Below are 25435 nucleotides of genomic sequence, written 5' to 3' on the forward strand. Positions count from 1 at the left end.
GATAGCCCAGAAGATTGGATGACAATGATCGGAGAGACATTAGGAAGACTGCCTACAGGAGCTTTAGTAGGTATGATGATAGCAGGGAAGATAGAGTTACTATCAGTAGCCGCTCCCAATAGGGAGTAAGAGGAATATGATGTAGTAGATAACCAATTGTTCATGATTGTTCACCAAAAGGGCATTAGGCATTGGGCATTGGGAATTGGGAATGGGGCATTGGGAATTGGGCATTGGGCATTGGGCATTGGGCATGGGGCATTGGGCATTAATTCTTCTCCCTCATCCCCCTCATCCCCCTCATCCCCCTCATCCCCCTCATCCCCTACTCCCCATTCCCTACTCCCCACTCCCCACTCCCCACTTTGTTTCTAGAGAAGCACGTTGACTAATTAATCATCTTCTTCTACTGGACGTGTCAAAATATCCAGCAGAATCCCGGCACCAAAATCATTCTTTTCGTCTATCTGTTTGACTCTGGTGCTGATTTCTTTTGCTTCCTCGATCGCTCCCAACTTTGCTAGTACTAATCCAGAAGCAGCATAAGCATTTAAGTACAATCGAATTTGTGGGTCTTCTTTGCGATTGACTAATATAGGCTTAAGTTGCTCCCAGTCATCAGGCAATTTTTCTACTTCTTTAATTTTATCTAATAATTTGACTGTTGTTTGTAGTGCAAGAGAATAATTATTTTTATAATAGAAAAATCTATATGCTGCTACTAAGACATCTGTATTTTCACCAGTCTGTGCTAAAGCTTGTTGAATATACTTTTCCGATTCTGATGTGTTCTCCCAGCTTTGTGCAGCTAAAATTAATAGGTTTTTGATATCTTCTGGAACCTGAAACCATGAGAATTTATTTGTATTAGCTTGCATAATTTATTGGGGAGTGGGGAGTGGGGAGTGGGGAGTGGAGAGTGGGGAGTGGGGAGTAGGGGGATGAGGGGGATAAGGGAAATGAGGGGGATGAGGGGGAAGAATTAATCCCCAATGCCCAATGCCTAATGCCCTATGCCCAATGCCCCATGCCCTATGCCCAATACCCAATTTAAAACAAAGTGAGAACGTACACCAAAGTGAATAAAACAATCCAAATAATGTCTACGAAGTGCCAGTAAATTTCTGCCATTTCGATGAAAGTATGATTGGTTGCAGAATATTCACCGGGAAGACGCGATCGCCACAATGCACGTAATATCAATAACAGTCCCACAAAAACGTGTAAACCGTGGAACCCTGTCATGATATAAAAGCAGTTGGCGAAGACGTTGGTAGTCAGTCCGTATCCTAAAGTTGAGTACTCATAAACCTGACCACCTAAGAAAATTGCCCCCATGATTGCAGTAATTGCATACCATAGTTGCATTCCCTTGACGTTATTCTTTTTAATCGCTGTATCACCGAAGTGAATGACGAAACTACTAGATACCAAAATAATGGTGTTAATCGTCGGTACAAGTAGTTCTACTTCACTTCCTTCTGGAGGCCAAACTGCTGTAGTACCTCGGAAAAATAGATAAGTGGCAAAAAATCCCCCAAACATCAAGGATTCAGAAGCGAGAAACGTCAACAGTCCCCAAACTCTTAAATCTGGATGTTCTTCGTGTCCTACACTGTGATCTTCGCTTGTCGTAGCTATGGTCATATTGTTTACCCTCAAAGGTGAAGCGTCGGGCAATTCAATTCTTCACAGTCCTGATTTGCTTGTGGGATGGGTGTCTCACTTGTCCTAGATTAAGGCAGGATGCCCAAGCCCACAAGAGTTATTTCTTAACTAAGTACAGCATTTCATTAATTCGTAGCGAATTAAATTTGGTAATACCCAACAATGCTAATGCATCGGCTTACATTGTTAATGCGTCGGGTTACATTGTTAATGCTTTGGCTTGCATTGTTAATGCGTCGGGTTACATTGTTAATGCATCGGGTTACATTGTTAATGCGTTGACTTGCATTGTTAATGCATCGGCTTGCATTGTTAATGCATCGGCTTGCATTAGACCTCTTGCAAAAGTCCCTAACACCCCACCCCCAACCCCTCCCCGTTTGCGGGGAGGGGAGACAAAGCGTAGCTTTGGCGGGGTGGGGTTCTTTCTTATTTTTGATTTATGCAAGAGGTCTATTAAAAACGCTACGCTTTTACGCAAAGCTGTACTAAATACTAGCTTCCGGTGTTGCAGATGGCTGTACTTCTGTACTATGACTATGACCGTAGTCATAAGGCCCATGAGTGACAACCGGCAACACTTCCCAGTTTTCAATTGCGGGTGGTGAGCTAGTTGTCCATTCTAAAGTCAAAGCTTGCCAAGGATTATCACCTGCCAAGGGTCCCTTCAGCCAACTGTAGATCATGTTGATGGCAAAGGGAATTACCGATATCCCCAAAACAAATGAACCAAAGGTACAAAGCTGATTAAGGTCGATAAATTGGGGGTCATACATTGCCACTCGTCGCGGCATTCCTTTTAAACCCAACTCGTGCATCGGTAAAAAGGTCAAATTTGTGCCGATGAAGGTAAGGGCAAAGTGAATGCGTCCCCAGGTTTCATTCAGCATTCGTCCGGTCATTTTGGGGAACCAGTGATAAATACCGGCGTAGATGCCAAACACAGAACCGCCAAACAGAACATAGTGGAAATGTCCGACAACATAATATGTGTCGTGGACGTGAACATCAAAGGGGGCTGTTCCCATCGTCACACCGCTTAAGCCGCCCATGACAAACATCGACAACAAGCCAATGGCGAAAAGCATCGCAGTGGTGAAGCGGATTTTACCACCCCAGAGGGTCGCAACCCAGGCAAAAATCTTTACGCCAGTGGGAACTGCAACGATGAGAGTGGAGATAGTGAAAAACATCCGCATCCAACCGGGTGTACCACTAGTAAACATGTGGTGTACCCAGACGAACAAACCGACAACGCAGATTGCTACACTAGAATAAGCGATCGCTTTATAACCAAAGATTGGCTTGCGGGAGTGAACTGGAATTACCTCCGACATGATGCCGAAGATGGGCAGAATCATTAAATATACTGCCGGGTGAGAATAAAACCAGAATAAGTGTTGATAAATTACAACGTTACCGCCTGCATCTGGTTTAAAGAAGGAGGTGCCAAAGTTGAGGTCAAACAATAGCAGTATTAAACCTGCTGCTAATACAGGTGTGGAGAGAAGCGCCAGCAGAGAGGTTGCCAAGATTGCCCAGCAAAACAGGGGTACTTGATCCCATTTCATGCTAGGAACTTTCATCATCAAAATGGTGATTACAAAGTTCAGCGAACCCAAAATTGAAGAAGTTCCTACCAAGACGATCGCCAGTATCCACATAGTTTGAGCGATTGGTGCTGTCACCAAGCTCAATGGTGGGTAAGCTGTCCAACCAGATTGCGAACCGCCAAAGATGAAACTACCTAATATGAGCGCACCTGCTGGTGGATTTAACCAAAAGGCGATCGCGTTCAGCTTTGGAAACGCCATATCCCTTGCACCAACCATCAACGGCACCAAATAGTTACCAAATCCCCCAATGGCGCTAGGGACAATCCACAGGAAGATCATAATCGTCCCGTGGTTAGTCATGAAAGCGTTATACAGATTGGGGTCGAGTAAGTCTGCATCTGGTGTTGCTAATTCGGCACGGATAGCGATCGCCATCAGTCCACCAATCAGATAGAACACAAACGCCGTGACCAGGTATTGAATACCAATAACCTTGTGGTCAACATTAAATGTAAAATAATCCTGCCATTTCCACGCCGGGGGATGGGAGGTGTGGCCAACCACCAGAGTTTTCGGTTTATTTTCTTCTGGTGGAGTATTCCGGGGAAATTCTACCTGCGTCATATTTTTGTCCTTTGTCGTTTGTCATTTGTCATTTGTCCTTTGTCTTTTGTCCTTTGTCATTTGTCAGTTATCTAATGTCGCCCATAGTAAAAGCACCCCACCAAAGTTGCGCTTTTGCTCCCCTCCCCGCCAAAGTTGCGCTTTTACTCCCCTCCCCGCTTGCGGGGAGGGGTTGGGGGTGGGGTTCCTAATGGTTAATTGAGCGGACATAATATTACCAATGACCAATGACCAATGACTAATGACTAATGACTAATGACCATTGACTCTAGAGTTGCTGCACTAATTCCCATATCATGGATGTGGGGCGCGAGAAACTCTGATGTTGATAAGTCGGCTGAATTAATTGCAACGACTTGATTGAGGTTTTGCTGTTGAGCAATCTGGTTTTCTGTCCGCCAGCTATTATATTCTTCTGGTGTGTGGACAATTACCTGTGTCCGCATTGAACCGTGATAACCACCGCATAACTCAGCACAAACTACGGGATATGTACCTGGTTTGGTGGCGACAAATCGTAATTCAGTGGGAATACCGGGAAGTGCATCTTGTTTCAGGCGGAAATTTGGCACCCAGAATGAATGAATTACATCTTGTGCTGAAAGGTTGAGTTGCACATCAGCACCGACGGGTATGTGCAATTCTCCAGAGGTAATGCCACTATCAGGATAGTTAAATATCCAGGCGTACTGTATGCCTTTAACATCAACAACTAAGTCGGCTGGTTTGTTTAGAGTTTGAGGAGACGCACCAATCCCAATTGTCGGGGCAATTGTTGGAGCAGTTGTTGCTTGGGAAGTATCGCTTAATGTCGCTGCAAGAGCAGTTCCCGGCATCTGAGCAACATGAGCTGCTGAATGAGGATGACCCGCAGGCTCAAAGCCTCCCATTCGGTTAAAAACATCTACACTGTAGATGCCCAAGAGGAGGACAATCACTGTTGGGATTGCTGTCCAAAAGACTTCTAAAGGAACGTTACCTTCCACTCGCACGCCATCGGTATCGTCACCCGGACGGCGACGAAACTGAATCAAAAAAACTACAATTGTTCCTTCTACCACTAAGAAGAGTGCGATCGCAATGGTAAACATGACGTTGAAAAAACCGTCTACCAAAGGCGCTTGTAACGATGCCTGCACCGGCATTAGAGTATGATTCTGACCAATCCAAATGCTGATTGCTGTAACTACTATTCCAGCAACCAGAGTCCATAGTGAAACAGGAACTTGTTGCATACATGCTACCTGCTTTGTAAACCGTCTTTAAACGTGTGATTTTCTAGCAATTGGGAATTGAGCACTTGTACTGAGCGTTGTCGAAGTATTGGGCATTGGTTATTTCTCCCCCATCTCCCTCATCTCCCTCATCTCCCTCATCTCCCTCATTCCCCACTCCCCACTCCCCATTCCCTTTTCACTTATTAACTTTCTAACGTGCAGCCATAAAAAATGGGGGAAACTTCCAGATTTTTTCCATATCTTTCCCCCAGAAAATTACAAATTATATTTCAACTCCTATGACAAAGTTAGCCCCCTGCTTTCACAAAAGCTAGTTGTTCCAAGGGACACTGTTAGACTCAGAGCTATTTAGTTCTAGACATAAACCGCCCGGAACTTTAGTTCCGGGCTAATAGCTAAAGTCCGTTTTAACGGACTATAATCTTTTCTCAGTCGTCTTTAGACAACTTTCGCTATTAGACTCAGAATTCATTCTGAGGCGGGCTAGATGAGAATGAAATAGCACTGTTGTTAGACCTAATATTGATTAGGCTATATTAGCAGCAAGTTTAAATTTGTTAATAGCTAACATTTAGCGATTTACGGATTTGTTTACTGTGAACTTTTTCTTAGTTCCGGTAAATATTTAATATTCCCCTCAAGTTACCTTGCCTAGCGCATTTGCGCTTTCTACAAACAGTGCTTCCTTGAATGAACAACAATTTTAACTACTTCCAAAAACCTTAATTGTTTAATGCAACATGGGTGTAGCAGTTCTTCGGACAAATCCGTGAACACGCTTCACAACCAATACAGTTATCTGGAGAAGTAACTGCCATTACTTTCCGTTCAATTTCTTCATCATCTTCATCTTCTACAAATTCACCTTCTTCATTCAGCGCCTTCAAACCTAGCACATTGTACCCGCATACTTTAACGCATCTGCCACAGCCGATACATTTGTCCTTGTCAATTTCCTGAGCAAATTTTGGTGTCCAAGTCTTACCGCCAAATGTCAAACCTGTTAGTTGTGCCATGAATAAATCCTCGGCAATTTTGCCTGTCAATCTGTTTGTGCATTAATCATCATATTATCCTAACCTTTTCTTTTGTTGTATTCAAAAATTACTTTTATCTCATCAAATTTCGATGACTTTGAACACAATACAAAATTATTTTTATTTCAAGAAGTTATTGACAGTAATTATTATAAATATTTAATTATCCTCGTTCCTATGCTCTGCATGGGAACGCATTCATTGAGTCTCTGACTCAATTTCTGACTGAAGGCAGCAGCCCCTAATCAGCCATTCCCACCTACAGCATAAGGAAAAATTGAGGTAAAGCCTCGTGTAGATGCAGTTTTATTATTTCCAGCAAATGCAACTATATCTATAACAGTGATGATATTCTTTTTCAAATATATTTAGGTTTAAGCAAATAAATCTAGATAAACAGTATACCTATATACAAAATTATATGTTCATTAGTTACAGTTTGATATATGCAATATGTATTTTATCAAGCAACAATTTTAATTTTTTTTGATCAAATTATTTAGATAAATGGTGACAAAAGGAATATTATGATTTCATCTCAATAAACAGAATTAATTTATGAAGGAACTGTAAACTTGATGGCAGAATATTACCCTACATTAAATATTAAAATTATTAATAAATCCGAGGAAGTCCAATTGCAATAAGCTTAATTTTTCCTTATAAACACCTTGAGTAAGGTTTTATGGTCAAAGCTTAAATGTTCATTAAGTACCTAATAAAATAAATGTTAAGATTTTTTTCTAAGCTCAGTACGAACAAATTAATCATTTTTTTCATGAAATGTATAGTTAATAAGAAGTTTTCTTAGGCTCAGTTTTAAAGCCTTAAATATCTTCCAATTGGATGCGAAGTCAAAATATGGATGTGGGGATTGAGTGTGGTGAGAAAAGATAATTCTCGCCAGAAAGATAATGTTGTAGCGAGTCATGATTGAAGAAGAATTCAGAAGTCAGAATTCAGGAGCGGAGCCGGAGACTTCCGAAAGCTCCGGTCAGAATCAATCAGTCGCGGGTCTGAATCCCCGACTGAATTGTTGCACCACCAAATCCTAGATTTGGTGGGGGTCTAAAAAGAGGTTATTCATCCGCTTTTTAGGTCAGAATTCATTCTGAATTCTGACTCCTGACTCCTGAATTCTGTTCGATAAACAGGACTCATCCAGGGGAGACCTGAAACAGACATCTCAACGATTAGAGTGGGAAAAGAGCCAAATGCCTTATACAATTCCTAACAACAGTTGCGTTGGATGTGACAACTGCCGCCCCCAATGTCCTACGGGTGCAATCAAAATAGAGGACAATGAATACTGGGTTGATCCTGGTCTTTGTAATAATTGTGAGGGCTATTATTCAGAACCGCAATGTGTAATAGCTTGTCCAACTAATTCCCCCATTCCCTCGCAGGCGAAAAAGGGGAGATGCAAAGTTGAGCCGAGAGATGCTACCAGCTTAGACTTGTTTTCTAATGGCAAGAATAACCCATTTGCTTCAGCGATCGCAATTTGGGAAGCTTGTAATGTATTGGCGCAACGCACATCTTTACATTGGGAAACCGATGAAGATGGCTACATAAGTTACAGCCGACAAGTCAACCAAGGCCGAGGTGCGATCGCTTTTCACATCCAAGATCCATTCAAAGTTAACGACAAGGCCACAGATATAGCAGCAATTGAGGGGCTTGACATCAGAGCCGCTTGCATACATCTAATTTTTGCAGCTTATGCCACAGCCTTAGATCAACCTTGGGAGCAAGAATTTGCGATCGATGAACGACAAATCGAGAAATATTTGGGGATGGAGAAACGCAAAGATTTGAGCAAAGCTGCCAAGCTAGCTTTAATGAAAAATATCGTTCAGCAAGCTTGCTCACTGATTATCTCCATTGACTGGCCTCAACAAGGTCGAATTAACGGATTCTCTGTTACAGGAAGCCGCTTATGGCACTTAGTAGACATTCAGCACCACTTTCAAGAAGACAATCTCGGATGCAAATATCTGATTGGGCTAACTTTTAAAGTAAAAGTAGGTATTTGGGCAAAATATTTCTTAAACAAACAAGCATGTAAAGAGCGAACCGCATTCTATCAATACGGCAGTCTTCCCAAAACGCTGCTAACCACAGTCATGAGCATTTGGCAGCAACATGAAGGCGCAGTCCGACTAATGCTGTGGTTGCTGTTTAAAACCAAAATGGGCAAAGAACAACGCATTACCATTCCTACCTTGCTGCGTATTGCTTACGGTGAAGAAAAAGTCGCCCTCGCATCCAGACAACGGGAAGAACGCAAACGTCTGCTGCGAACTTTTGAAAGCGATTTAGAAATTCTCAATCACTATGGAATGAAACCACTTTTCGATCCAGTTACCTACCCACCAGAAATTCAACCTTTGTGGGCAAAATTAGTTGATCTTCCCGAAGATCCAGATGAAGCATTAGAATTTTGGACTAATGACGGTGGTGCCGAAACTCGCCTCACAGACACAGGCCCCCGTGGTAAGTGGAATCTGCTAATGAATGCGCGAATTTTGGCTTTTGAACTCCCACCAGAATGGGAACAGCAAATTTCAGAATCAGAAAAAAAGCAACGACGAACTGCTAAAGCCAAAAGGAAGCCCAAAGCTACAAACGATTTGCTGGGTGAACAGATTTTGCAGGCGCGAAAAAATTTGAATCTCTCCCAAAGGGAGTTAGCAAAGCTTACAGGTAAAAGTCAAAGCTGGATTCGAGATATCGAAAATGGTCGTTTAAAAGCTAAGTTAGAAGACCAAGTACTATTACGGAAAGTCTTAAATATGGCTTAATCTTAATTTTGGATTTGGAATTTGGAACTTAAACGCAAAGGGGCGCAAAGGGAAGCGCAGAGGGGCGCAGAGTCTTGCCAAATTTAGTTCACTACGAATTAATTAAAAGCTGTATCTAGTAAAACATTGTACTAATTAGTAACAAAATCTCTGCGTCCCTCTGCGTTTAAAAACTCTCTACTTTTATGTACTATAACTCATCACTTTATTAGAGGTAAGCCAGAGACTACCTACAGCATATTTACTAACTACCAACTCTTGTGTAGCATTACATGAACTCTTCAGTTGTTGAGTCTTAGTTTCATCTTTCACAAGTTTAGCCTGGTAAGTGTAGAGAGAACCAGAAGGCTTTTCAAAACTTAGTTCAGCGAGAATAGTATTATTGTCTAAACTTTGCTCCAAAATTTTGCCTGCAACTTTGTAGTTAAACCAATCCCATCCGTTCTGGAGGATTAGTTCTCTTTCCAAAATCTGAAGTGCAGCAGGCAGAATTCCCCAGCCTCGATAGACTTTATTTAAGCATTGAATATCTCCAGTCCGCGTCAAAATCGATCGGAATGAATCTTGATCGAGAACACCGTAATATCTTCCTTCTGGCAAATCTATAACTGTTGGTGCAAACCGATGTCCACCAAAGTGCGATGATTTCCAAATTCGCACGTTCTCCAAGCACAAATCAGCAATAGTCGCTGTTAACTTGAAGTAAAAGGGAGCGCCATATCTGGCACAGCATTTATCATGGCTACCGTGGGTACACACTAAAATATCTCTAGTTGTACTTGTTTCTAACTCAGAATTAGAATTGATACCCCATAACCATTTTTGGACAACTGCTGCTACTTGCTCAATATTTGTTAGCTTAAACTCTTGCTTGCAGAAACCATTACTCAGCCCCTCTTTTCTTTGATAAATCAAAAGTGTAGTGTAGTTTACTTTGTGTGATATATCATTAGCAATTAAGAGGAATCTAATTGGTAGTTTAGCACGCTTCACTTCTTCTACCAAAATCCTCAAATTATGGGGCACCCACTTGGAATTAAAGGCTTCTGATGTCCAAGGTAAAGGACACTCAACTAAAATATAGGTTTGGTAATTAGTGGCATTACCAATAATATCTTCTCCTGCTAGCCGTGAATTGTCAGAACAAAAAACAGTATTCATCTAACTATACTCATTAGCGTATTTTATGGACAAAAGGTATTAGAAAATACAATTGTGTTCTTAGCTACAATATCCTTAACTCAAGGAGATAAAAAAGAACAATATGTATTTGCCAGTTCAAACTAGGTAGCAATTTTATAACATCATTTCTAATCAACCTCTTCCCCGTTAATAAATTCTCCACAATAGAGATAAACAGTGTCAAGAGATATTTTTCCGTAATAGCGGCGTTAATTTTGTATCTAGTTTTATAGTTATCTGGTATTTCATAAATTTTCACTTGCTGAAACTCGGTTTTTCTGAAGTTGGTTTTTTTGGCAAAGTCAAATATATTACTTGATAAACAGTTGGTGCTTTGGCAAGCCAATACTGTTTTAAGACTTTTTCCACACTATCTGCTTTTAATGTATCTATAGATTTATACATATTGCAAATAATTCTCAATTAGATGAGAAAAAATAAAAATAATTAAATCAGGGGTAAATGCTTTACTGCCCTTTACTCCATGCGGGATAAGTTAATGATCAAAACTAGTGACTAATTATTAGCAGCGTCACTGACATCAACATTAACAAAACTGGTATTTAGCTTTTTACCTAATCTAACTTCCTGAAGCTCTTGTCAGGGTTTGATGATAGGCATCTGCTTTGACTGTAACTGAAGTCAATAATAAATGCAAGTATTTGATAATCTTTATAAGTTTTTACAATTTGTCGCCTCCAGGAAGTTGGTTAAATCAAGGTTAACGGGCATTTTATAATGGAAATAGCTGACTAGAACAAGCATTGATACTTTCAATCTAATAGATAAACTTTTGTAATTGTAACAAATTGTTGCTAGTAAGGGCGCACTTACTAATCCAAATATCTGTAGCTATGGCGATCGCATATTTCTACTTTCATGCAGAATTGAATCATTTTTTACCACAACATCACAAGCAGATGAGAATCTCTCATTTTTTTGAGGAGAAAGCCTCAATAAAGGACATGATTGAGTCGTTGGGTGTCCCTCATCCAGAAGTTGATTTTATAAATGTTAATGGTGAATATGTAAATTTTTCTTACATTGTTTCGGATGGAGATACTATCAATGTTTATCCAATTTCAGCTAGGAGTGTTATTATACCAAGCGTTTCTGTTCTGCCAGAACCGCTTAGTATTATCGGCTTTGTTTTAGATATTCATTTGGGCAAGCTAGCGACATCTCTACGACTTTTAGGTTTTGATACTTTATACCGCAATGACTACGAGGATGAGAAATTAGCCCAAATATCCTACAGCCAAGCGCGGATTCTCTTGACTCGTGATAAAGGTCTATTGATGCGTAGTTTGGTAAAGCACGGGTATTATGTTAGAAACACTAACCCTCAACAACAAATCCTAGAAGTACTGCAACGCTTTGACTTGTTTAAATTAATCTCACCATTTAAACGGTGTTTGCGCTGTAATGGGTTATTAGAGCCTGTAGATAAGCAATTTATCATTGACCAAGTGCCAGAAAATGTGCGATGCCTACGGCGGCAAGCTACGCAGATTGATGAATTCCGCCGTTGCCAAGACTGCGTAGTTTACCGCCGTAGGCATCGCATTTATTGGAAAGGTTCCCATTATGAACGATTACAACAGTTTATTGATGGGGTACTTAACTCACAAAGAGGTGAGTAACTTAAGTCATGCCAATTATTTAACCACCTGAAATATTGGCACTAATTATTTGAGTACCCCCGATTCTAGGATCTTCATCTTCCCGATTCAAATCATCAGGAGTGGGGTTTTGCTTACTCTGTCCACTAACTTCGTCTGGTTCAATAGGATCTGCCTCTTGAGCTTTATCGATATCAAGAGAGCGAGGAGCTTCTTTGGCGTGAGAGAAATCGATGAGTGGATTGGGTTGATCGGGAGTCATAAGTTACTAAATTATTATGGCGTTTTCTATAGTGTTAAATTTATTTTGCTTGCAAACATCTTTCTTGAGAAAGAAACCACGTATTCTAATAATTCAAAAGAGGTATAAACAACTATGACATTAATTTTAGCTCTCGATTTTGGTGGAACTAAACTGGCGGCAGGATTGGTAAATATCGGTTCTAGAAAGTGGTTGCGTTATGAACGTCGTCTCTCGCCAGTAGGTGCAGATGCTAGTACTGACTTGGAAATTATGCGATCGCTCATTTACTCGCTGTTAGAAGACGCAAAACCTGCTGCGATCGGTGTCAGCTTTGGTGGCCCAGTTGACGCTTCGACAGGGACGGTGCGATTATCTCATCATGTCGCCGGATGGGAAAATATTCCTCTCAAAGAGTTGTTGGAGAAGGAGTTTGGCGTTCCTGTTGGTGTAGATAATGATGCTAATGTTGCTGCTTTGGGTGAACATCGTTTTGGTGCCGGTCAGGGATACGATAGCCTGTTTTACATAACTGTTAGCACTGGCGTGGGTGGTGGTTGGATACTCAACGGGCAGCCTTGGCGGGGTGCTGGTGGGATGGCTGGCGAAATTGGACATATAGTTGTAGATCCTGCTGGGCCAGTATGTTTATGTGGTAAGCGGGGATGTGTGGAACGTTTGGCTTCGGGGCCTTATATGGCGCAAAATGCTAGGGAAATTTTGGAAAACGAACCGCAGAGGCGCGGAGGACTCAGAGATGGAGAGGTTTTGAGGGGTTTGGTGGGGGATAATTTAGAGTTACTGACGGGGCAGTTGGTAAGTGAGGCGGCGGCGGCTGGTGATGATTTGGCTAAGGAAGTTTTGCATAAGGCTGCTTGGGCGCTGGGTGTAAGTATTGGCAATGTGGCGAATTTGATGAATCCGCAGCGCTTTGTGTTGGGAGGCGGTGTGACGAAGGCGGGGGCGGATTTTTGGCAGATGGTGCAACGGGTGGCGCGGGAGACGGCTTTGCCGGAAGTTGATTTTGAAATTGTGCCGGCGGTGTTGGGGGATGATGCGCCATTGTGGGGCGGTGTGGCGATCGCTTTGATCACAAATCCCGAATTTGTAAATGAGTGATGCCTGGAGCGAAATGCAAACAGAATTAGTTATTTTTGATTGTGATGGAGTATTAGTAGACAGCGAGGTATTAGGTAATCGCGTTCTTGTGGAATTTGTCGCTGAGTTTGGACTTGCAATGAAACTTGAAGAAGCCATTTTGTTATTTAAGGGTTGCAAAATGGCTGATTGTGTTGCTGTCATTGAGCAAAGACTTGGGAAAAAGATGCCGCAAGATTTTGTAACTCAGCTTCGTTTGCGTACTGCTGAAGCATTCAAGCGTGAACTACGTCCTGTAGAAGGAATAGAAGCAGCTTTAGACAAGATTAATCTACCTATTTGCGTTGCTTCCAGTGGCCCACCTGAAAAAATTAAGTTAGCTTTGCGTGTAACTAACCTACTGCCTCGATTTGAAGGACGTATCTTTAGCTCATATGAAATTGGAAGTTGGAAGCCAGCACCTGACTTATTCTTATACGCGGCTAAAAAGATGGAAGTTCAAGCTGCATCCTGTACGGTTGTAGAAGATAGCGTTTTGGGTGTACGTGCAGGTGTTGCCGCTGGTATGAGAGTTTTAGGTTACACCGAGCCAAGTGAGGCTACTCTATTTGAGGCATGTGGAGCGCGTGTGTTTTACTCCATGTACCAACTGCCTTCTTTATTGTCACACCATTAGACTTATTGCATGAATCAGAGGATGTATAATTCAGAATCAGAATATTTCATGACCTACAGGCTTTCCACTGTCAATTTCATCATGTAAATTATCGGGTGTTAATCGTGATAGTAGTTCATCGGGGTCATGTACTTTTTCACGGGAGCATCCCAATTTTGCCAAAAGACACAGGACTGGTACAAAAACCCTGTACAAACCTCTTACCTTTGCGTTCTTTGCGTCCTTTGCGGTTCGTTATTTTATTCTCCGCATGAGTTCAAATACCGTATAAAAATAAACTTGCACATTTGGGATGCTCCCCTTTTTCACTTAAGCAAGGTAAGTTGCTCGTAATGCTTTGCAATGCTAAGGATTCTATAGATTGACCAGTTAACTCAGCAAAATGATGCAATTGCTCAAACAGAGATTCTGGAATTTCTAACGTCAGCTTTTGGTTAGTCATCTTTGGACAGATTTGATTATTGTTTTCTTTAACCTACTATAGCAATCCTATTTGAGTTGTGAAAATGCGCGATGTCCAGATCCCCGACTTCTTCGAGAAGTCGGGGATCTAATTTTTCACGAATGATTTAGGATTGCTATATCATTGTTGAATATTTTGACGAAATTCTCTAATCGCTTCCAAAGGAGAGGATAACAAAAGACAACGATTGAGTAAGGATAAATCTAATTCTGGTAGCAACTCACTTTTAACAACTTTTTCATATTCTTCTTCTCGTAAGCAGTAAACCTCAAATGTGCCATCTTCCCAAAACCAAACTTCCGGCACTTGCATTAATTTGTACTTCTGTAATTTGATGGGACTACCGCTAGTAATCACTACTTCAATACAGAGGTCTGCTACAGGTTTGTCGGTTCCAAAGCAATAAGATAAATCTGCTTGATATTCTACTATCTTGGGAATAATCTGGCTAAAACTGCCACTGGGGAAAAATTCAATGCCTTTGACTTCAAAATAAGTAATCAATAGTCCAGCGATTAAACACTTAATCACTTCATGAGGCTTACCAATAGTCACAATTTCTAAAATTCCCTCACAATAAAACAACCGCACCCCTGGCACATTTTCAAAGCTAGCTTGAATCGCTTTGAACTGTTCCCAACTTAATCCACGCTTGAAGAAGCGTTGTTCTTCTGGTAAACTAACAGCATTTTCTAATGTTTGAGTCATAATATTTTTCGCTCTCACGGTTAGTAGTCACGAAATTTATCTCATTTCCATCTTAAGTCAAAACCAAATTATCCCGGTGAATCACGGTTTCCACACCGGCATAACCTAAAATTGTCGAAATTTCCCGCGAATGACACCCGCGAATCTTTTGCAGTTCATTACTGTTGTAATTTACAAGTCCTCTAGCAATTTCGTTACCGTTGGTGTCACATAATTGCACGGCGTCTTGTGTGTCAAACTCTCCTTCTACTACCTTAATTCCAGCAGCTAATAACGATTTTCCCGCCAGAGAAATTGCCGCGATCGCACCTTCATCTAAATACAATTTACCCGCAGGTACAAGTCCGTAAGCTATCCAACGTTTACGCGCCGAAGTTGGTTCAGGTTGCGGTTCAAAATGCGTCCCAATAAGTTCACCTTGGATAATTTTTTCGATATTCCGGGGAAATCGCCCTTGGGTAATTACAGTCCGCACTCCAGCCGCGATCGCAATCCTCGCAGCTGAAATTTTTGTCACCATACCGCCAGTACCCCACTGAGAACCTTGGGAACCTGTTTGTATTTGTAATTCTGCTAATTCCTTAATGCTACTAACTAAAGCGATCGGTCGCGCATCTGGTACGGAACGCGGATCAGCTGAGTATAACCGATCGACATCAGTGAGCAAAAATAGCCAATCTGCTTCTACTAAACTGGCAACCAATGCCGAAAGGGTGTCATTGTCGCCAAATTTTAGTTCGTCTATTGCTACGGTATCATTTTCATTTACTATGGGGATCACTCCCAGTCTGAGTAGTTCCTGAAAAGTGTTGTAGACATTGAGATAGCGGCTGCGCTGTACCAAATCACTACGAGTCAGTAATACTTGGGCGATCGCCTGTTGCAGAGTAGTAAATAAATCATCATATATACGAATTAACCTGCCTTGTCCAACTGCTGCTACAGCCTGTTTTAGTGCGATCGCTTTGGGACGTTCAGTTAAGCCCAACCGCGCACAACCTACCCCCACAGCGCCAGAGGAAACCAAAATCACCCGATGTCCTTGGCGTCTTAAATGGCACAGTGTTTCCGCCAAGGTAGCGATCGTAGAAAGTGCTAATTGTCCCGTTTCTGGTTGAGTTAGGCTAGAAGTGCCGATTTTGACAACAATTGTTTTAGTCATTGGTCATTAGTCATTGGTCATTGGTCATTAGTCATTTTCGGCTATTAACAAATGACAAATGACAAAGCACTAAAGAAATTGTAAAGCGCCAATCCTTCTATAGTGAAGGCTGACGCTTTACGGGAGTATATTTACTTAGTATGCTTTAGGGTCTTTTTTGGCTGACCCCATGTTATTAATACTTATGATCCCCGATTTTTGGATGACAATAAGATTCCTTAATCATTTCTTTAGATTTACTTTCCTGACGATTTCTTAACTTTTGTGAATCTTAGTTTTCTTGGGGGTAATAGAGGCTCCCAGAATTTCTGATATCCAGACTTCAAAGTTGCGGATGGGATGAGAACGGAGGGCTGCGTCGGCATGAATAATCGGTTCGACTAAAATGGTAAACATTCCCAGGCGATTCCCTGCTAAAACATCGGTAAATAAGCGATCGCCTACCATCCCCACTTGATGCACTGGTAGATCCATTCCCCTAAGTGCTGCCCTAATTTTGCGTCGAGAGGGTTTGGCTGCACCTAAGTAGTAAGGTAGATTAAGCGATCGGGCAATTCCACCAATTCGCGCTTCACTCAGGTTGTTACTCACCAAGCACAATGCAGTACAGGGGCGAATTTGCTCTACCCAATCTCGTAGTTCTGGGGAAGCTATCCCGACTCTAAAGGGTACTAAAGTTTCATCTACATCCAATACCAGCCCCTTCAGCCCGTATTTTTGGATAATATCTGGTGTTAGGTTTAACACTGAACCCTCTAAAATCAAGTCAGGCTGTAAAAGATTGTTCCAGGTCATAGTCAACAGTCAAATTTAAATAGCTCAGACAAATGAGCATAACCCAATATAGTTTAGTTAGTCGAACTCGATCCTGGAATATCTCCCTGAACATTTTGAGATAAAATCCCTAAAATCTTATCTATCTCTTTAATGTAATAATTACTCAAATCAATAAATATATCGTTTTCTTCTAACTTCAAAAACTTCCAAATATCCCCCGTTGTTACCGCGCCGTAAATTATCCTAATTTCATTTCCTTCTTGTTGATTAAACAATTGTGCTGCCAACATTGCCGCCGCACATTGACCTAATCCACCTTTAATATTTTCATTTTTTGCTTCAATAATAACCACCACTGGTACATTAATCGTTAGTTGCTCTTTAGAACGACTGATGATAAAGTCACAATAGCCATTCAGACCTTTTTCTGCATCTACATTAAAATCTGTTCCCGAAAACAAACTAATTGGATAATTAGCCCTGCGTCTTACCTCCAACAATATCGGAGTAATAATCATTTCGGAACGAGCTTTTTCAGTATTAATTGCTAAAGCTAGTTCTGTAGTTTCTTCTAAAGAATTTTTGAGTTTATCGCTTGGCTGTAAAGGTTCTATCTTGGCAAATAAATCAGCTTCTTCATCAATGCGGATGCTGAATGACTTTTTAAATTTACCTAATGTAAAGTCACTATAAGCCATTTTCAGCACCTCATACCAATTTTGGATTTTGGATAATGGAATTGAAAATCTCTAGCAACTAAAGGGACTTCCAAATAAAAAAATATCCCAAAACTGACGCGAAAACCCTCTCTATTTCTCTCCTCTCTGTGTTCTCTGCGCCTCTGTGGTTCGTTTCTTTGGATAATTTATTTCTTGGAAGTCCCAAAATGCTTTTTTCAGGATTTTAAACAATACTAATAGTCCCAATTTAGTGTCAATGTTTCATTGCTTCCACATTAAAAGGGACATGGCAAAAGATTTAAGTAAATTTTGATTACAATGAAAAATTCCCAATTAAAAAATTCAAAATGAAAATATTACATTTTGAATTTTTAATCTTATTCGACTTCATTAAACAGATGTTCCTCTAACAGAGGTTGCACTTTGCGAAACTCCTCTGGCGAGAGTAATTCAGGTTGACCTGTTTTCGCTATCCGTGCAAAAAATAACAGGGGATCGAGGGGTGTATAAATTGCATACTCCTGATCTTCATCATAAAAGCTAGCGAGTAGCTGTAATTGCTCAGGCTCTAAATCTGCCTCTTCGTCTTCAATTTCTAAGGTGAAAAGCTCTGATTCTTCAACTGGCGGTAAATCACCTGCAACAGTCAGAGCATAGGCTGTGTTCTTCAATATCAGGTTCTGCTCAGATAGTACAGCTTGGGCAGTGCCAAAAATTTGCTCAATGGTGCTGTCGTCTTCTACCAGAACCGCCTCTTCTTCCTCACCCTCACCTTCCCAAGAAAAAATTTCTACAGGTGAGTCTACAGGAAGAAGTAAAACGTATTCTTGCCCATCTACCTCCAGGGAATGCTCTATGTAACATTCGAGCGATCGCCCTTTGTCATCGGTTAAAGTGATGGAACCCGCATGAGCGTTATCATTTTCTTCAGGAAATGGAGAGGAAAACATAGCCGAAATGTAGAATTTTAATAAATACCAGCAACTTGAAAAATCGCTTAACTATTTAATCACATATTACGTCAACCAAATAGCTTTACACGTAGATACAACTGCTGGGTAATCGTTTTCAGAATATCATGTTAAAAGCTATCAATACTGAATAACCGCCACTGAACTGCGGCAGTTGGCACGCTTAACATCCAGCCATTGTTGCAAAATCAAAGCGGCTGCTTTGCGGTCAATCAAACCTTTATGGCGTGACGGGGAGCGGTTCTCAGCTATCAGCATTTGCTCTGCTTGAAATGAAGTTAATCGCTCATCCATATATTCCACAGGCAGTTTCAGCGCTCTAGCAAGTCTGGTAGTAAATTTCTGAACTTGACGCGCCTGAAATCCTAGTGAGCCATCCATTGAATAAGGTAAGCCCATAACTAGAATTTGCACCTCGCGTTCATTAACTATTTGTCGGATTTGCTCGACATCCTGCTCAAAAGATCTGCGCTCAATTGTAGTGATTCCCGTGGCAATTAAACCCGTGCGATCGCACCCGGCAATACCAATCCGCTTGCGACCAAAATCTAGTCCCAACGCTGAAATAAACGGTTTTGCTTGCTCTTGGGATATCACACTAATTCTCCTGCTGTGCATCTGCTGATTCAGGAATCGGCGATGGTTCTATGTTAGGGTTTTTTACCGAAAAGTTAATCGGTTCTGACAAGCTTTGCAACGGTTTATCTGACGATGGCAACTTTGGTGGTTGTATCCATGACATCCCACCTGGTATAGGTTTACGTGACGGTTGTAAACCTTGTAGCATATCAGTCCACTGAATCCCTTCTAAGGAGACGAATTTAGACTCCCGTAGCTTGTGCCACACAGAGCGAGACATAACTAATGTATGTTCTATGCGTTTTGCTCCAATTCGCTCCAAATACTCTTCTCGCTCTGCCTGATAGTCTGAGGAAGCTAGTTGCAAACCTTGCTGGGGAAAATCTTGGGCAATGCGAGCCAGTTGAGATAATAATTCTGGATACAGCCAAGTGTAAGCAGGATGAACCGTCAGCGTTGCAGCGTGAGGAACTTCACCATTCCGGTCAAGTTGCACCTGAAAATAGCCGATCGCAGCTTTGCGTTGGGGTTCAAATACGTAACCACTGACTACTTCTGTTTTCGTCAGCCATTGCGTCACTGCATCAGTTAAAGCGCCGAACAAACTGGTTTTAAAGTCGCGGGTATTGCGGTCAAAAACCTGACGTACCAAAGGTGGCATCGATGCCGTATCAAGCTGATATAGTAACTGGGCATCAGCATTACTCACTGGCAAGAGGTTGGGCAAATCTGGCTCTGCTTGTGCCAATTCAGCCAGTAATTCTGGCCCAATTTCCCAGTACGTCATTTCTGCCAGACGCTGGAATCCATTTTGTCGATATAGTGCCAGCGCCTCAATGTCGTTGATGTTAACTTCCAGTAGCCAAGTGCGAGCTTCCAAAATCGATTCAAAGCAATGACGCAAAAGTTGCGAGCCAATTCCTTGTTTATCGACACCACGCTCTAACAGCACTTGATCAATCCGCCAAGTACTGCGTGTCCGGTTAAACGGTGACACTTGAATCATTCCTAGAAGCATCCGCCCTTGCTCTGCAACGTAGGCACAGAGGCGATATTGTAGCGGGTTAGGAAACCAACTCAAAAATTTGAGTAATCCATACCAGCGACGCAGCATGAGCATCTGGCTGATGGCAAAACCTGCTCCCTTGGGAGTGAGGGCTGCGAATGACTCTTGAGTTATGCGCTCAATCCCATCCAAATCCCGGTATTGGAGTGGTCGGATAACAACGCTGAGGTTTCGGGGAAGTAATGAAGTCATTTTAATTCGAGCCGCCATTTAGCCTTAACTAACTGATCTTCAAAGGGACTGCTGCAATAATCTTAACTAGTTTCTGCTGCTCTTAGAAACTTGATTGTAGTAAACTAGAATTATCTAGGCAGCGCTACTGGGTCTTATTCCTGCTTCTACCAAGGTAGTCGGCTACAACAGTCCACAGGCGTAAATTCAGGTCAAGCCAACCTTACTTGTACCAATATTAAACTTGATTACTAATATACTGCGGATATCACTTGGCTTGGTTTTCGCTTTTGATGGGTAGCAGATATATTAGTTTTAAAGTTGAAAAATATCATATCACTATTTTGAGCCAGCGCGTTAGGGAGCCAGTACGAAGACCGTTTTCCCGTCGCTGCTTCGAGTGCGCTCAGGACAAGTCTTGTCTTGTGTCTGGCTCTGCCGACTTGTAGCGACTGGTGTTGACTTCAAAAGAATCCCCATAACAGATAAGTTGATGTGCAGCTAAATTGCATAACACGAAAACCCAAAAATATTGTAGTGCGGGCAACATGAGCGCGTCCAATATACAAATTAAATACGCAACAGCTTAACAATGGATAATTTTAGTAAAGTATTTGGTGATTTAGTGTACCTCTCTACTATTGCCTCAAAAGGGTGATTTGAGTAACTTAATACTTAAAAAAGCCGAAAAAGCAGACCTTGTGAGAACACCATTGGCATTGATCCAACAACATCTGCCTTTATTTTATGGGAATTTTGATTAAAATTTGTATATATTTATAGCCCTTGTCGAGAAACGAGCTTTTCAAAGTGGGCTTGGGTTTGATGGAGTAATTGCTGGCGACTATCTACCAGTGTTTGTTTCAGGGGTGGAACAAGATTGCGAGCTTGCAGAGTCATGTGAAGTTGCAAGTTGGCGACATATTCACTGAAATCTTGATTCACTTCATCTGCGCCCGCATCCGTTAATAAATTTGATTCCATTGCCACTGTGTTCTCCTGTGTTAATCCTGTGCTGTTTCTCTTCATGACCAAAAATTATCACGTTGTTTGGACTAACTTCTGAATTTGCAATGAAGTTTAACGCTTCTTAGGGATAGCGATCGCTGTCGGGTTTTCATCTGCCCATTAAAATCTCAAACCAATACCACCTTGTACGGAGATAGCTGTACCACTGCTATCACGGTAGGCATCAAAAGCGATGATCGCGTTGCCAAAAAGCACAGTATTGCTATTTGGGATCATATAATCAATGCCCGGTTGTAAAGCAAAACTAATTTTGTCACCCACAGGAGAAGATCCACCACCACCAGCCAACACCAACCCAGCACCCAGGTAGGCATCAGCTTGCCAGTTGAGGGGGAAATCGTAGGAAACCGTTGGCACAACTGCCGTATTATTACCAATTAACACTTGAGCGCGGAGTGAAATTGGTGCTTCCAAAAGCTTGTAGCGTCCCGCTATCACCCCTCCGAGTTGGATACCATCGGTAATACCAATAGCGGGGCCTATACCGATATAACTGCCATAAGCTACTTGAGCTTGTGCTGGTTTCGTACTAGCCAGACTCAAGACCAAACCAGCCCCCAAAACTGAAACCAAATATTGAATATACTTCATAACCGACTCCTCACACCAATTTGTCATTTGTCATTTGTCATTTGTCATTTGTTATTGGCCAAACAGGGCAATTCAATTTTGGATTTTGGTGAAGCAGCGCGGGAACAGGGGGTTTCCCCCATGAGTGACTGCACCAAGCCGTCCCTTGCGCGTCTCCCCTTGGGAGAAGGGATTGACGATTTTGGATTAAATTTCAATTCTTTAATCTAAAATCTGTCTTGAAAAGTTTGCTCAAACTCCTCCACCCCCGCACGCAACTTTATGTCTCCGACACGCTCTTCGCGTTCGCAAAATCTAAAATCTAAAATTCTTACTCCCTCATCTCCCTCATCTCCCTCATCTCCCTCATCTCCCTCATCTCCCTCATCTCCCATCTAATTCTACGGGCAACGGGGATGAATCCCTCCTTGAGTACAAATGTATGCTAATTGCTTGGAATCTAAATTTTTGGCTTGAGAAAAATCAACCCCTTGGACTACGGCAGATACTGAGCCTAAATCTGGGGTTTGGACAAATTGATCTGCTGGATCTTGTTTGGTAGGGGCGAGAATTACCCCCTTAAAATCGGCTCCGGCGACATTTGCCCCTCGTAAATCTGCAAGACTCAGGTCGGCATTTTGCAAATTCACGTTTTCCATCTGGGCAGAACGCAAAACAGCACCAGTTAGACGAGTGGCGCCCAGGTTAGCATTACTGAGATTAGCACGATCCAAATAGGCTCCTGATAAATCTGCCCCTTGCCAATCAGTATCAGTTAAGTTGGCAAAGGATAATTGCGTTCCTATAGCACTGACGCGACCTAAACGCGCGGCGTACAGATTAGCTTCGTTCAAGTTGGCGCCGCCTAAATCTGCTCCAGTTAAGCTGGCTCTTTCCAAAACTGCGTTTTGCAGATCGGCTCCTACTAGTTGGGTGCTATTGAGTTTAGCCTCAAATAGACGTGCGTTGGATAAGTTGGCTCCGTTGAGAGTGGCGCGGCTCAAATCGGTACGGTTCATCAAGACGCGACTGAGGTTAGCATCAGTCAGATTGGCTTGCTGTAACTGAGCTTGGCTTAAATCAGCGATCGCATCGTCATAAGTATCCCAGCGTCCATCTTCACCCACACCCCGAAAGCGGCTACCCTTCAAACTGGCTTGGTTCAGATTTGCTGATTTTAACTTAACTCCTGATAAATCAACGTTGTCTAATACCAAGTTGAAAAAGGAACTTCCTGGAGTACCGCTTTGCCCTAATTGGGTGCGACTCAGGTCAACGCCCTCGATTTTACCACTGTAAACGGAGAGAATCTTGTTGATCGTCCTCTGGTTTCTTTGTAGCCGCCCTTGCTGCAATTCCCGCTCTTGGGTTGCAGTGCTACCCACAGTTTCCAGTTCACCCACCAAAAACTGATTCTTATTTTTTAATTCGGGGATGGCTTTCGGCCCGACAGTTGTCAAAGCTTGTTGAATCGTATCCAAGAGGCTAGGGTTGGTTTCGCTAACCAAGAGATCCGCCAGAAATTTAATCGATTGTGGGTCATCAAGACCACCCATAGCTAAAATTGCAGTTTCACGCTCCTTATTAGTCGCCCCAGAGTTAGGACTCAATTGTTTAACGAGTTCGAGAAACTGTTGGCTGTTGATTTGCTTAGTTGCTCGCTGAGATTGTTGAATTTGGATATAAACTTGAGTGCCGATTAAAGTTGCCAACACAGCAGTCATACTCGTAAGCCCTACCCCAAACAAGATAAGATTAGGATTTTGCTGTATCCGCCGCCACAGATTAGGCGACTGGTTAGTTTGGGCTGCGGCTAATTCTTCATTTCCTTCCTGCCATTCTTCTGCTTGATCGTTACCGTCAGCAGACTGAACTTGTTTGTTACTAGCTAAAAGTCCATCTATTGTATAAGTGCCTGCAAGTTGATCGTGGAGTGCGCGACGTCCCCGGCGCGATGGTAAGCCGATCCCTTCACCCACAATCATTAACAAAGACAAAAATGTGAATAATCCTAAATTCGGAAAAGCAAAGCTGTAGCGCCACAGCAGATAAGCGATGGAAATGGGTACAGTCCAACGCCCAACTCCTTCTCTAATTACAACTGCTCCCAAACCAGGCGGTGTCCCTGACTCGTTGACAACCCGCAGTTTTAACCAACGTTTAGGAATTGTGCTACCAGTCTTAGCCAGTAAATACAATTGCCACCACGAGAGAGTTACAGGCGCTAACAAGGCGATTGTCCATAAAATATTAGTCGGCCATGCGACGTTAGGGATGCCATAGCTCACAGGCAGAGCCAGGGGTCTGGCGATCGCTCTTTGCGTTACGATCAGCACGGGGTTAAGCGGTACTCGGTTCAGATCGCTTCTAGAATTGGCATAGACACCAATGCCGAAGGGAATCAACCCACTAGTAACCACTAGTGTGATTTCAGCCGCCCAAGCTGCAAAACGCCTACTTGCTAGCAACAGCGACTTGGCTCTTTCCGGTTCTTTTGACTGACGAGATTGATTACTAGTTCTCCTGACAATTGGTGTCGTCATCGTATAATTCCCTTCGATATTATTTCTACGCCGCGATCGGCACAATTAAAATAGACTAAGCTAATCGGCAAAAAGAAAAGCATCTGGAAATAGAATTTAGGAGACATAAGTCAGGAGCCGTTTGTATTCTGGCTCCTGACTCTCATAACTCCGGGCAGAGTGCAAAGTAAAGGCATATCAACTTATTACTTACGTTGAAAGCTACCAGACACAAAAAATTTGTATCCAACATACACTAAGACTGCCAAAAGTGCCAGAGTAATTACAGATGCAACCAGTTTAAACACTGTTTGCAGCATCGCCAAGCCCACTAGCACCGTCACACCCGAAACTACCAGCTTTTTTACCCCAGATAAACTGTTGAACCAAATCTGAAATCGCTCTAGTTGCAAGTTCAAGTTGGCAAAAACAGACTGAGACGTTTGTTTTTGTTCTTGTGGTTGGGGAACCACCCCAGGTGGGGAATTATTAATCTCTGCCTCTAGCTTATTGAGGCGACGCTGTAAGTCTTCTTCTGGTTGAGGATTCATCAATCTTTTTTACCTCAGCTAAGTCACTTATTCAACAACAGATCAACCAAATTCTCTTTTTGGTGGTTGTCTTAGAGGATGTTTGAAAAGTCCTATTCTCGGTATCAAATAGTTTTAGATCCCCCTAAATCCCCCGAGAAATTGGGGGACTTTGATTCTGGTTCCCCCCTTAAAAAGGGGGGTTAGGGGGGATCTAAAAGTGCCTAAAGTCACAGCGAAACACTTTTCAAACAACCTCTTAGTGATTTTAGCTAATGTCACGAGATGTGCGACTTATTCTTGGAACCCCGCTTCCATTCCTCCCCCCGTTGGCGTCAGCCTGCCGTCAGGCAAGCCCAGAGAGGCTTTAAGTCTTACTCCCCTTCCCTATGAGGGAAGCTGACTTTTCACGGTATGTGGAAAACCTCACTTCTATTTCTCTCTCCTAAAAGGAGAGAGAC

26 protein-coding genes are annotated in these 25435 nt (G+C 42.3%); 5 read left to right on the plus strand and 21 right to left on the minus strand.

The window, feature by feature from the left end:
* Positions 1-162: 162 nt before the first annotated feature.
* A complete protein-coding gene (locus V7K27_RS02675) occupies positions 163-375 on the plus strand; it encodes a hypothetical protein (protein WP_334944039.1) in 213 nt (70 codons plus the stop codon).
* 17 nt (positions 376-392) lie between these two features.
* Here V7K27_RS02675 and V7K27_RS02680 read toward each other — a convergent pair whose 3' ends face one another.
* The 6 genes from V7K27_RS02680 to fdxB all read right to left on the minus strand — a co-directional run bounded on the left by V7K27_RS02680 (position 393) and on the right by fdxB (position 6102).
* Complete coding sequence (locus V7K27_RS02680; RefSeq protein WP_334944041.1) at positions 393-878, minus strand: hypothetical protein; 486 nt, start codon at positions 876-878, stop codon at positions 393-395.
* Positions 868-993 carry a hypothetical protein gene (locus V7K27_RS02685; protein ID WP_334944043.1) on the minus strand — a complete coding sequence of 42 codons (126 nt, stop codon included), beginning with the start codon at positions 991-993 and terminating at the stop codon, positions 868-870. The genes V7K27_RS02680 and V7K27_RS02685 overlap by 11 nt, the downstream gene beginning before the upstream one ends.
* A gap of 57 nt (positions 994-1050) precedes the next feature.
* Complete coding sequence (locus V7K27_RS02690; protein WP_334944045.1) at positions 1051-1647, minus strand: cytochrome c oxidase subunit 3; 597 nt, start codon at positions 1645-1647, stop codon at positions 1051-1053.
* Positions 1648-2156: 509 nt separating this feature from the next.
* Positions 2157-3848 (minus strand): cytochrome c oxidase subunit I, encoded by a 1692-nt coding sequence (gene ctaD, locus V7K27_RS02695; RefSeq protein ID WP_334944047.1) that lies wholly within the window; start codon positions 3846-3848, stop codon positions 2157-2159.
* 245 nt (positions 3849-4093) lie between these two features.
* Positions 4094-5083, minus strand: a complete 990-nt coding sequence (locus V7K27_RS02700; protein ID WP_334944049.1) for a cytochrome c oxidase subunit II — start codon at positions 5081-5083, stop codon at positions 4094-4096.
* A 725-nt stretch (positions 5084-5808) separates the two neighbouring features.
* Positions 5809-6102, minus strand: coding sequence for a ferredoxin III, nif-specific (gene fdxB / locus V7K27_RS02705; protein ID WP_300423816.1), 294 nt, complete (start codon positions 6100-6102; stop codon positions 5809-5811).
* Between the two features lie 1235 nt (positions 6103-7337).
* Here fdxB and V7K27_RS02710 point away from each other — a divergent pair.
* Positions 7338-8927, plus strand: a complete 1590-nt coding sequence (locus V7K27_RS02710; RefSeq protein ID WP_334944051.1) for a helix-turn-helix domain-containing protein — start codon at positions 7338-7340, stop codon at positions 8925-8927.
* Positions 8928-9110: 183 nt separating this feature from the next.
* Here the strand turns inward: V7K27_RS02710 and V7K27_RS02715 are convergent, their stop codons facing one another.
* Both V7K27_RS02715 and V7K27_RS02720 read right to left on the minus strand, forming a co-directional pair.
* A complete protein-coding gene (locus tag V7K27_RS02715) occupies positions 9111-10088 on the minus strand; it encodes a sucrase ferredoxin (protein WP_334944053.1) in 978 nt (325 codons plus the stop codon).
* A gap of 276 nt (positions 10089-10364) precedes the next feature.
* On the minus strand, positions 10365-10514 hold the full coding sequence (locus tag V7K27_RS02720; RefSeq protein ID WP_334944055.1) for a hypothetical protein: 150 nt from the start codon (positions 10512-10514) through the stop codon (positions 10365-10367).
* Positions 10515-10963: 449 nt separating this feature from the next.
* Here V7K27_RS02720 and V7K27_RS02725 point away from each other — a divergent pair, with 449 nt between their 5' ends.
* Complete coding sequence (locus V7K27_RS02725; protein ID WP_334944155.1) at positions 10964-11752, plus strand: Mut7-C RNAse domain-containing protein; 789 nt, start codon at positions 10964-10966, stop codon at positions 11750-11752.
* 19 nt (positions 11753-11771) lie between these two features.
* Here V7K27_RS02725 and V7K27_RS02730 read toward each other — a convergent pair whose 3' ends face one another.
* A complete protein-coding gene (locus tag V7K27_RS02730) occupies positions 11772-11993 on the minus strand; it encodes a hypothetical protein (RefSeq protein WP_334944057.1) in 222 nt (73 codons plus the stop codon).
* Between the two features lie 114 nt (positions 11994-12107).
* Between V7K27_RS02730 and V7K27_RS02735 the strand changes: the two genes are divergently transcribed.
* Together V7K27_RS02735 and V7K27_RS02740 are read left to right on the plus strand one after the other, a co-directional pair.
* Positions 12108-13091: an ROK family protein gene (locus V7K27_RS02735; protein ID WP_334944059.1), complete on the plus strand. Its 984-nt coding sequence runs from the start codon at positions 12108-12110 to the stop codon at positions 13089-13091.
* The gene (locus V7K27_RS02740) at positions 13084-13746 is read left to right on the plus strand and encodes an HAD family hydrolase (protein WP_334944061.1); all 663 of its coding nucleotides are present in this window, start codon (positions 13084-13086) and stop codon (positions 13744-13746) included. The genes V7K27_RS02735 and V7K27_RS02740 overlap by 8 nt, the downstream gene beginning before the upstream one ends.
* A gap of 256 nt (positions 13747-14002) precedes the next feature.
* On the opposite strand, the gene V7K27_RS02745 is transcribed toward V7K27_RS02740, so the two are convergent.
* The 12 genes from V7K27_RS02745 to V7K27_RS02800 form a co-directional block, all read right to left on the minus strand.
* Positions 14003-14188 (minus strand): hypothetical protein, encoded by a 186-nt coding sequence (locus V7K27_RS02745; protein ID WP_334944063.1) that lies wholly within the window; start codon positions 14186-14188, stop codon positions 14003-14005.
* Between the two features lie 141 nt (positions 14189-14329).
* Positions 14330-14917 (minus strand): Uma2 family endonuclease, encoded by a 588-nt coding sequence (locus V7K27_RS02750; RefSeq protein ID WP_334944065.1) that lies wholly within the window; start codon positions 14915-14917, stop codon positions 14330-14332.
* A gap of 52 nt (positions 14918-14969) precedes the next feature.
* The gene (gene proB / locus V7K27_RS02755; RefSeq protein WP_334944067.1) at positions 14970-16079 is read right to left on the minus strand and encodes a glutamate 5-kinase; all 1110 of its coding nucleotides are present in this window, start codon (positions 16077-16079) and stop codon (positions 14970-14972) included.
* Between the two features lie 255 nt (positions 16080-16334).
* Complete coding sequence (locus V7K27_RS02760; protein WP_334944069.1) at positions 16335-16874, minus strand: YqeG family HAD IIIA-type phosphatase; 540 nt, start codon at positions 16872-16874, stop codon at positions 16335-16337.
* Between the two features lie 53 nt (positions 16875-16927).
* Entirely contained in the window at positions 16928-17554 is a 627-nt protein-coding gene (locus tag V7K27_RS02765) for a hypothetical protein (protein WP_334944071.1), read from the minus strand.
* 359 nt (positions 17555-17913) lie between these two features.
* Positions 17914-18486 (minus strand): DUF3727 domain-containing protein, encoded by a 573-nt coding sequence (locus V7K27_RS02770; protein WP_334944072.1) that lies wholly within the window; start codon positions 18484-18486, stop codon positions 17914-17916.
* A gap of 141 nt (positions 18487-18627) precedes the next feature.
* Complete coding sequence (gene ruvX / locus V7K27_RS02775) at positions 18628-19104, minus strand: Holliday junction resolvase RuvX (RefSeq protein WP_334944074.1); 477 nt, start codon at positions 19102-19104, stop codon at positions 18628-18630.
* A gap of 1 nt (position 19105) precedes the next feature.
* On the minus strand, positions 19106-20362 hold the full coding sequence (locus tag V7K27_RS02780) for a GNAT family N-acetyltransferase (protein ID WP_334944076.1): 1257 nt from the start codon (positions 20360-20362) through the stop codon (positions 19106-19108).
* A 738-nt stretch (positions 20363-21100) separates the two neighbouring features.
* Positions 21101-21307, minus strand: a complete 207-nt coding sequence (locus V7K27_RS02785; protein ID WP_334944157.1) for a hypothetical protein — start codon at positions 21305-21307, stop codon at positions 21101-21103.
* A 144-nt stretch (positions 21308-21451) separates the two neighbouring features.
* Complete coding sequence (locus V7K27_RS02790) at positions 21452-21943, minus strand: hypothetical protein (RefSeq protein WP_334944159.1); 492 nt, start codon at positions 21941-21943, stop codon at positions 21452-21454.
* A gap of 380 nt (positions 21944-22323) precedes the next feature.
* On the minus strand, positions 22324-24465 hold the full coding sequence (locus V7K27_RS02795; RefSeq protein ID WP_334944078.1) for a pentapeptide repeat-containing protein: 2142 nt from the start codon (positions 24463-24465) through the stop codon (positions 22324-22326).
* A 185-nt stretch (positions 24466-24650) separates the two neighbouring features.
* Positions 24651-24995 carry a hypothetical protein gene (locus V7K27_RS02800; protein WP_334944080.1) on the minus strand — a complete coding sequence of 115 codons (345 nt, stop codon included), beginning with the start codon at positions 24993-24995 and terminating at the stop codon, positions 24651-24653.
* Between the last annotated feature and the right edge of the window lie 440 nt (positions 24996-25435).

It is taken from the genome of Nostoc sp. (assembly GCF_036919575.1).
Lineage (GTDB): Bacteria > Cyanobacteriota > Cyanobacteriia > Cyanobacteriales > Nostocaceae > Nostoc.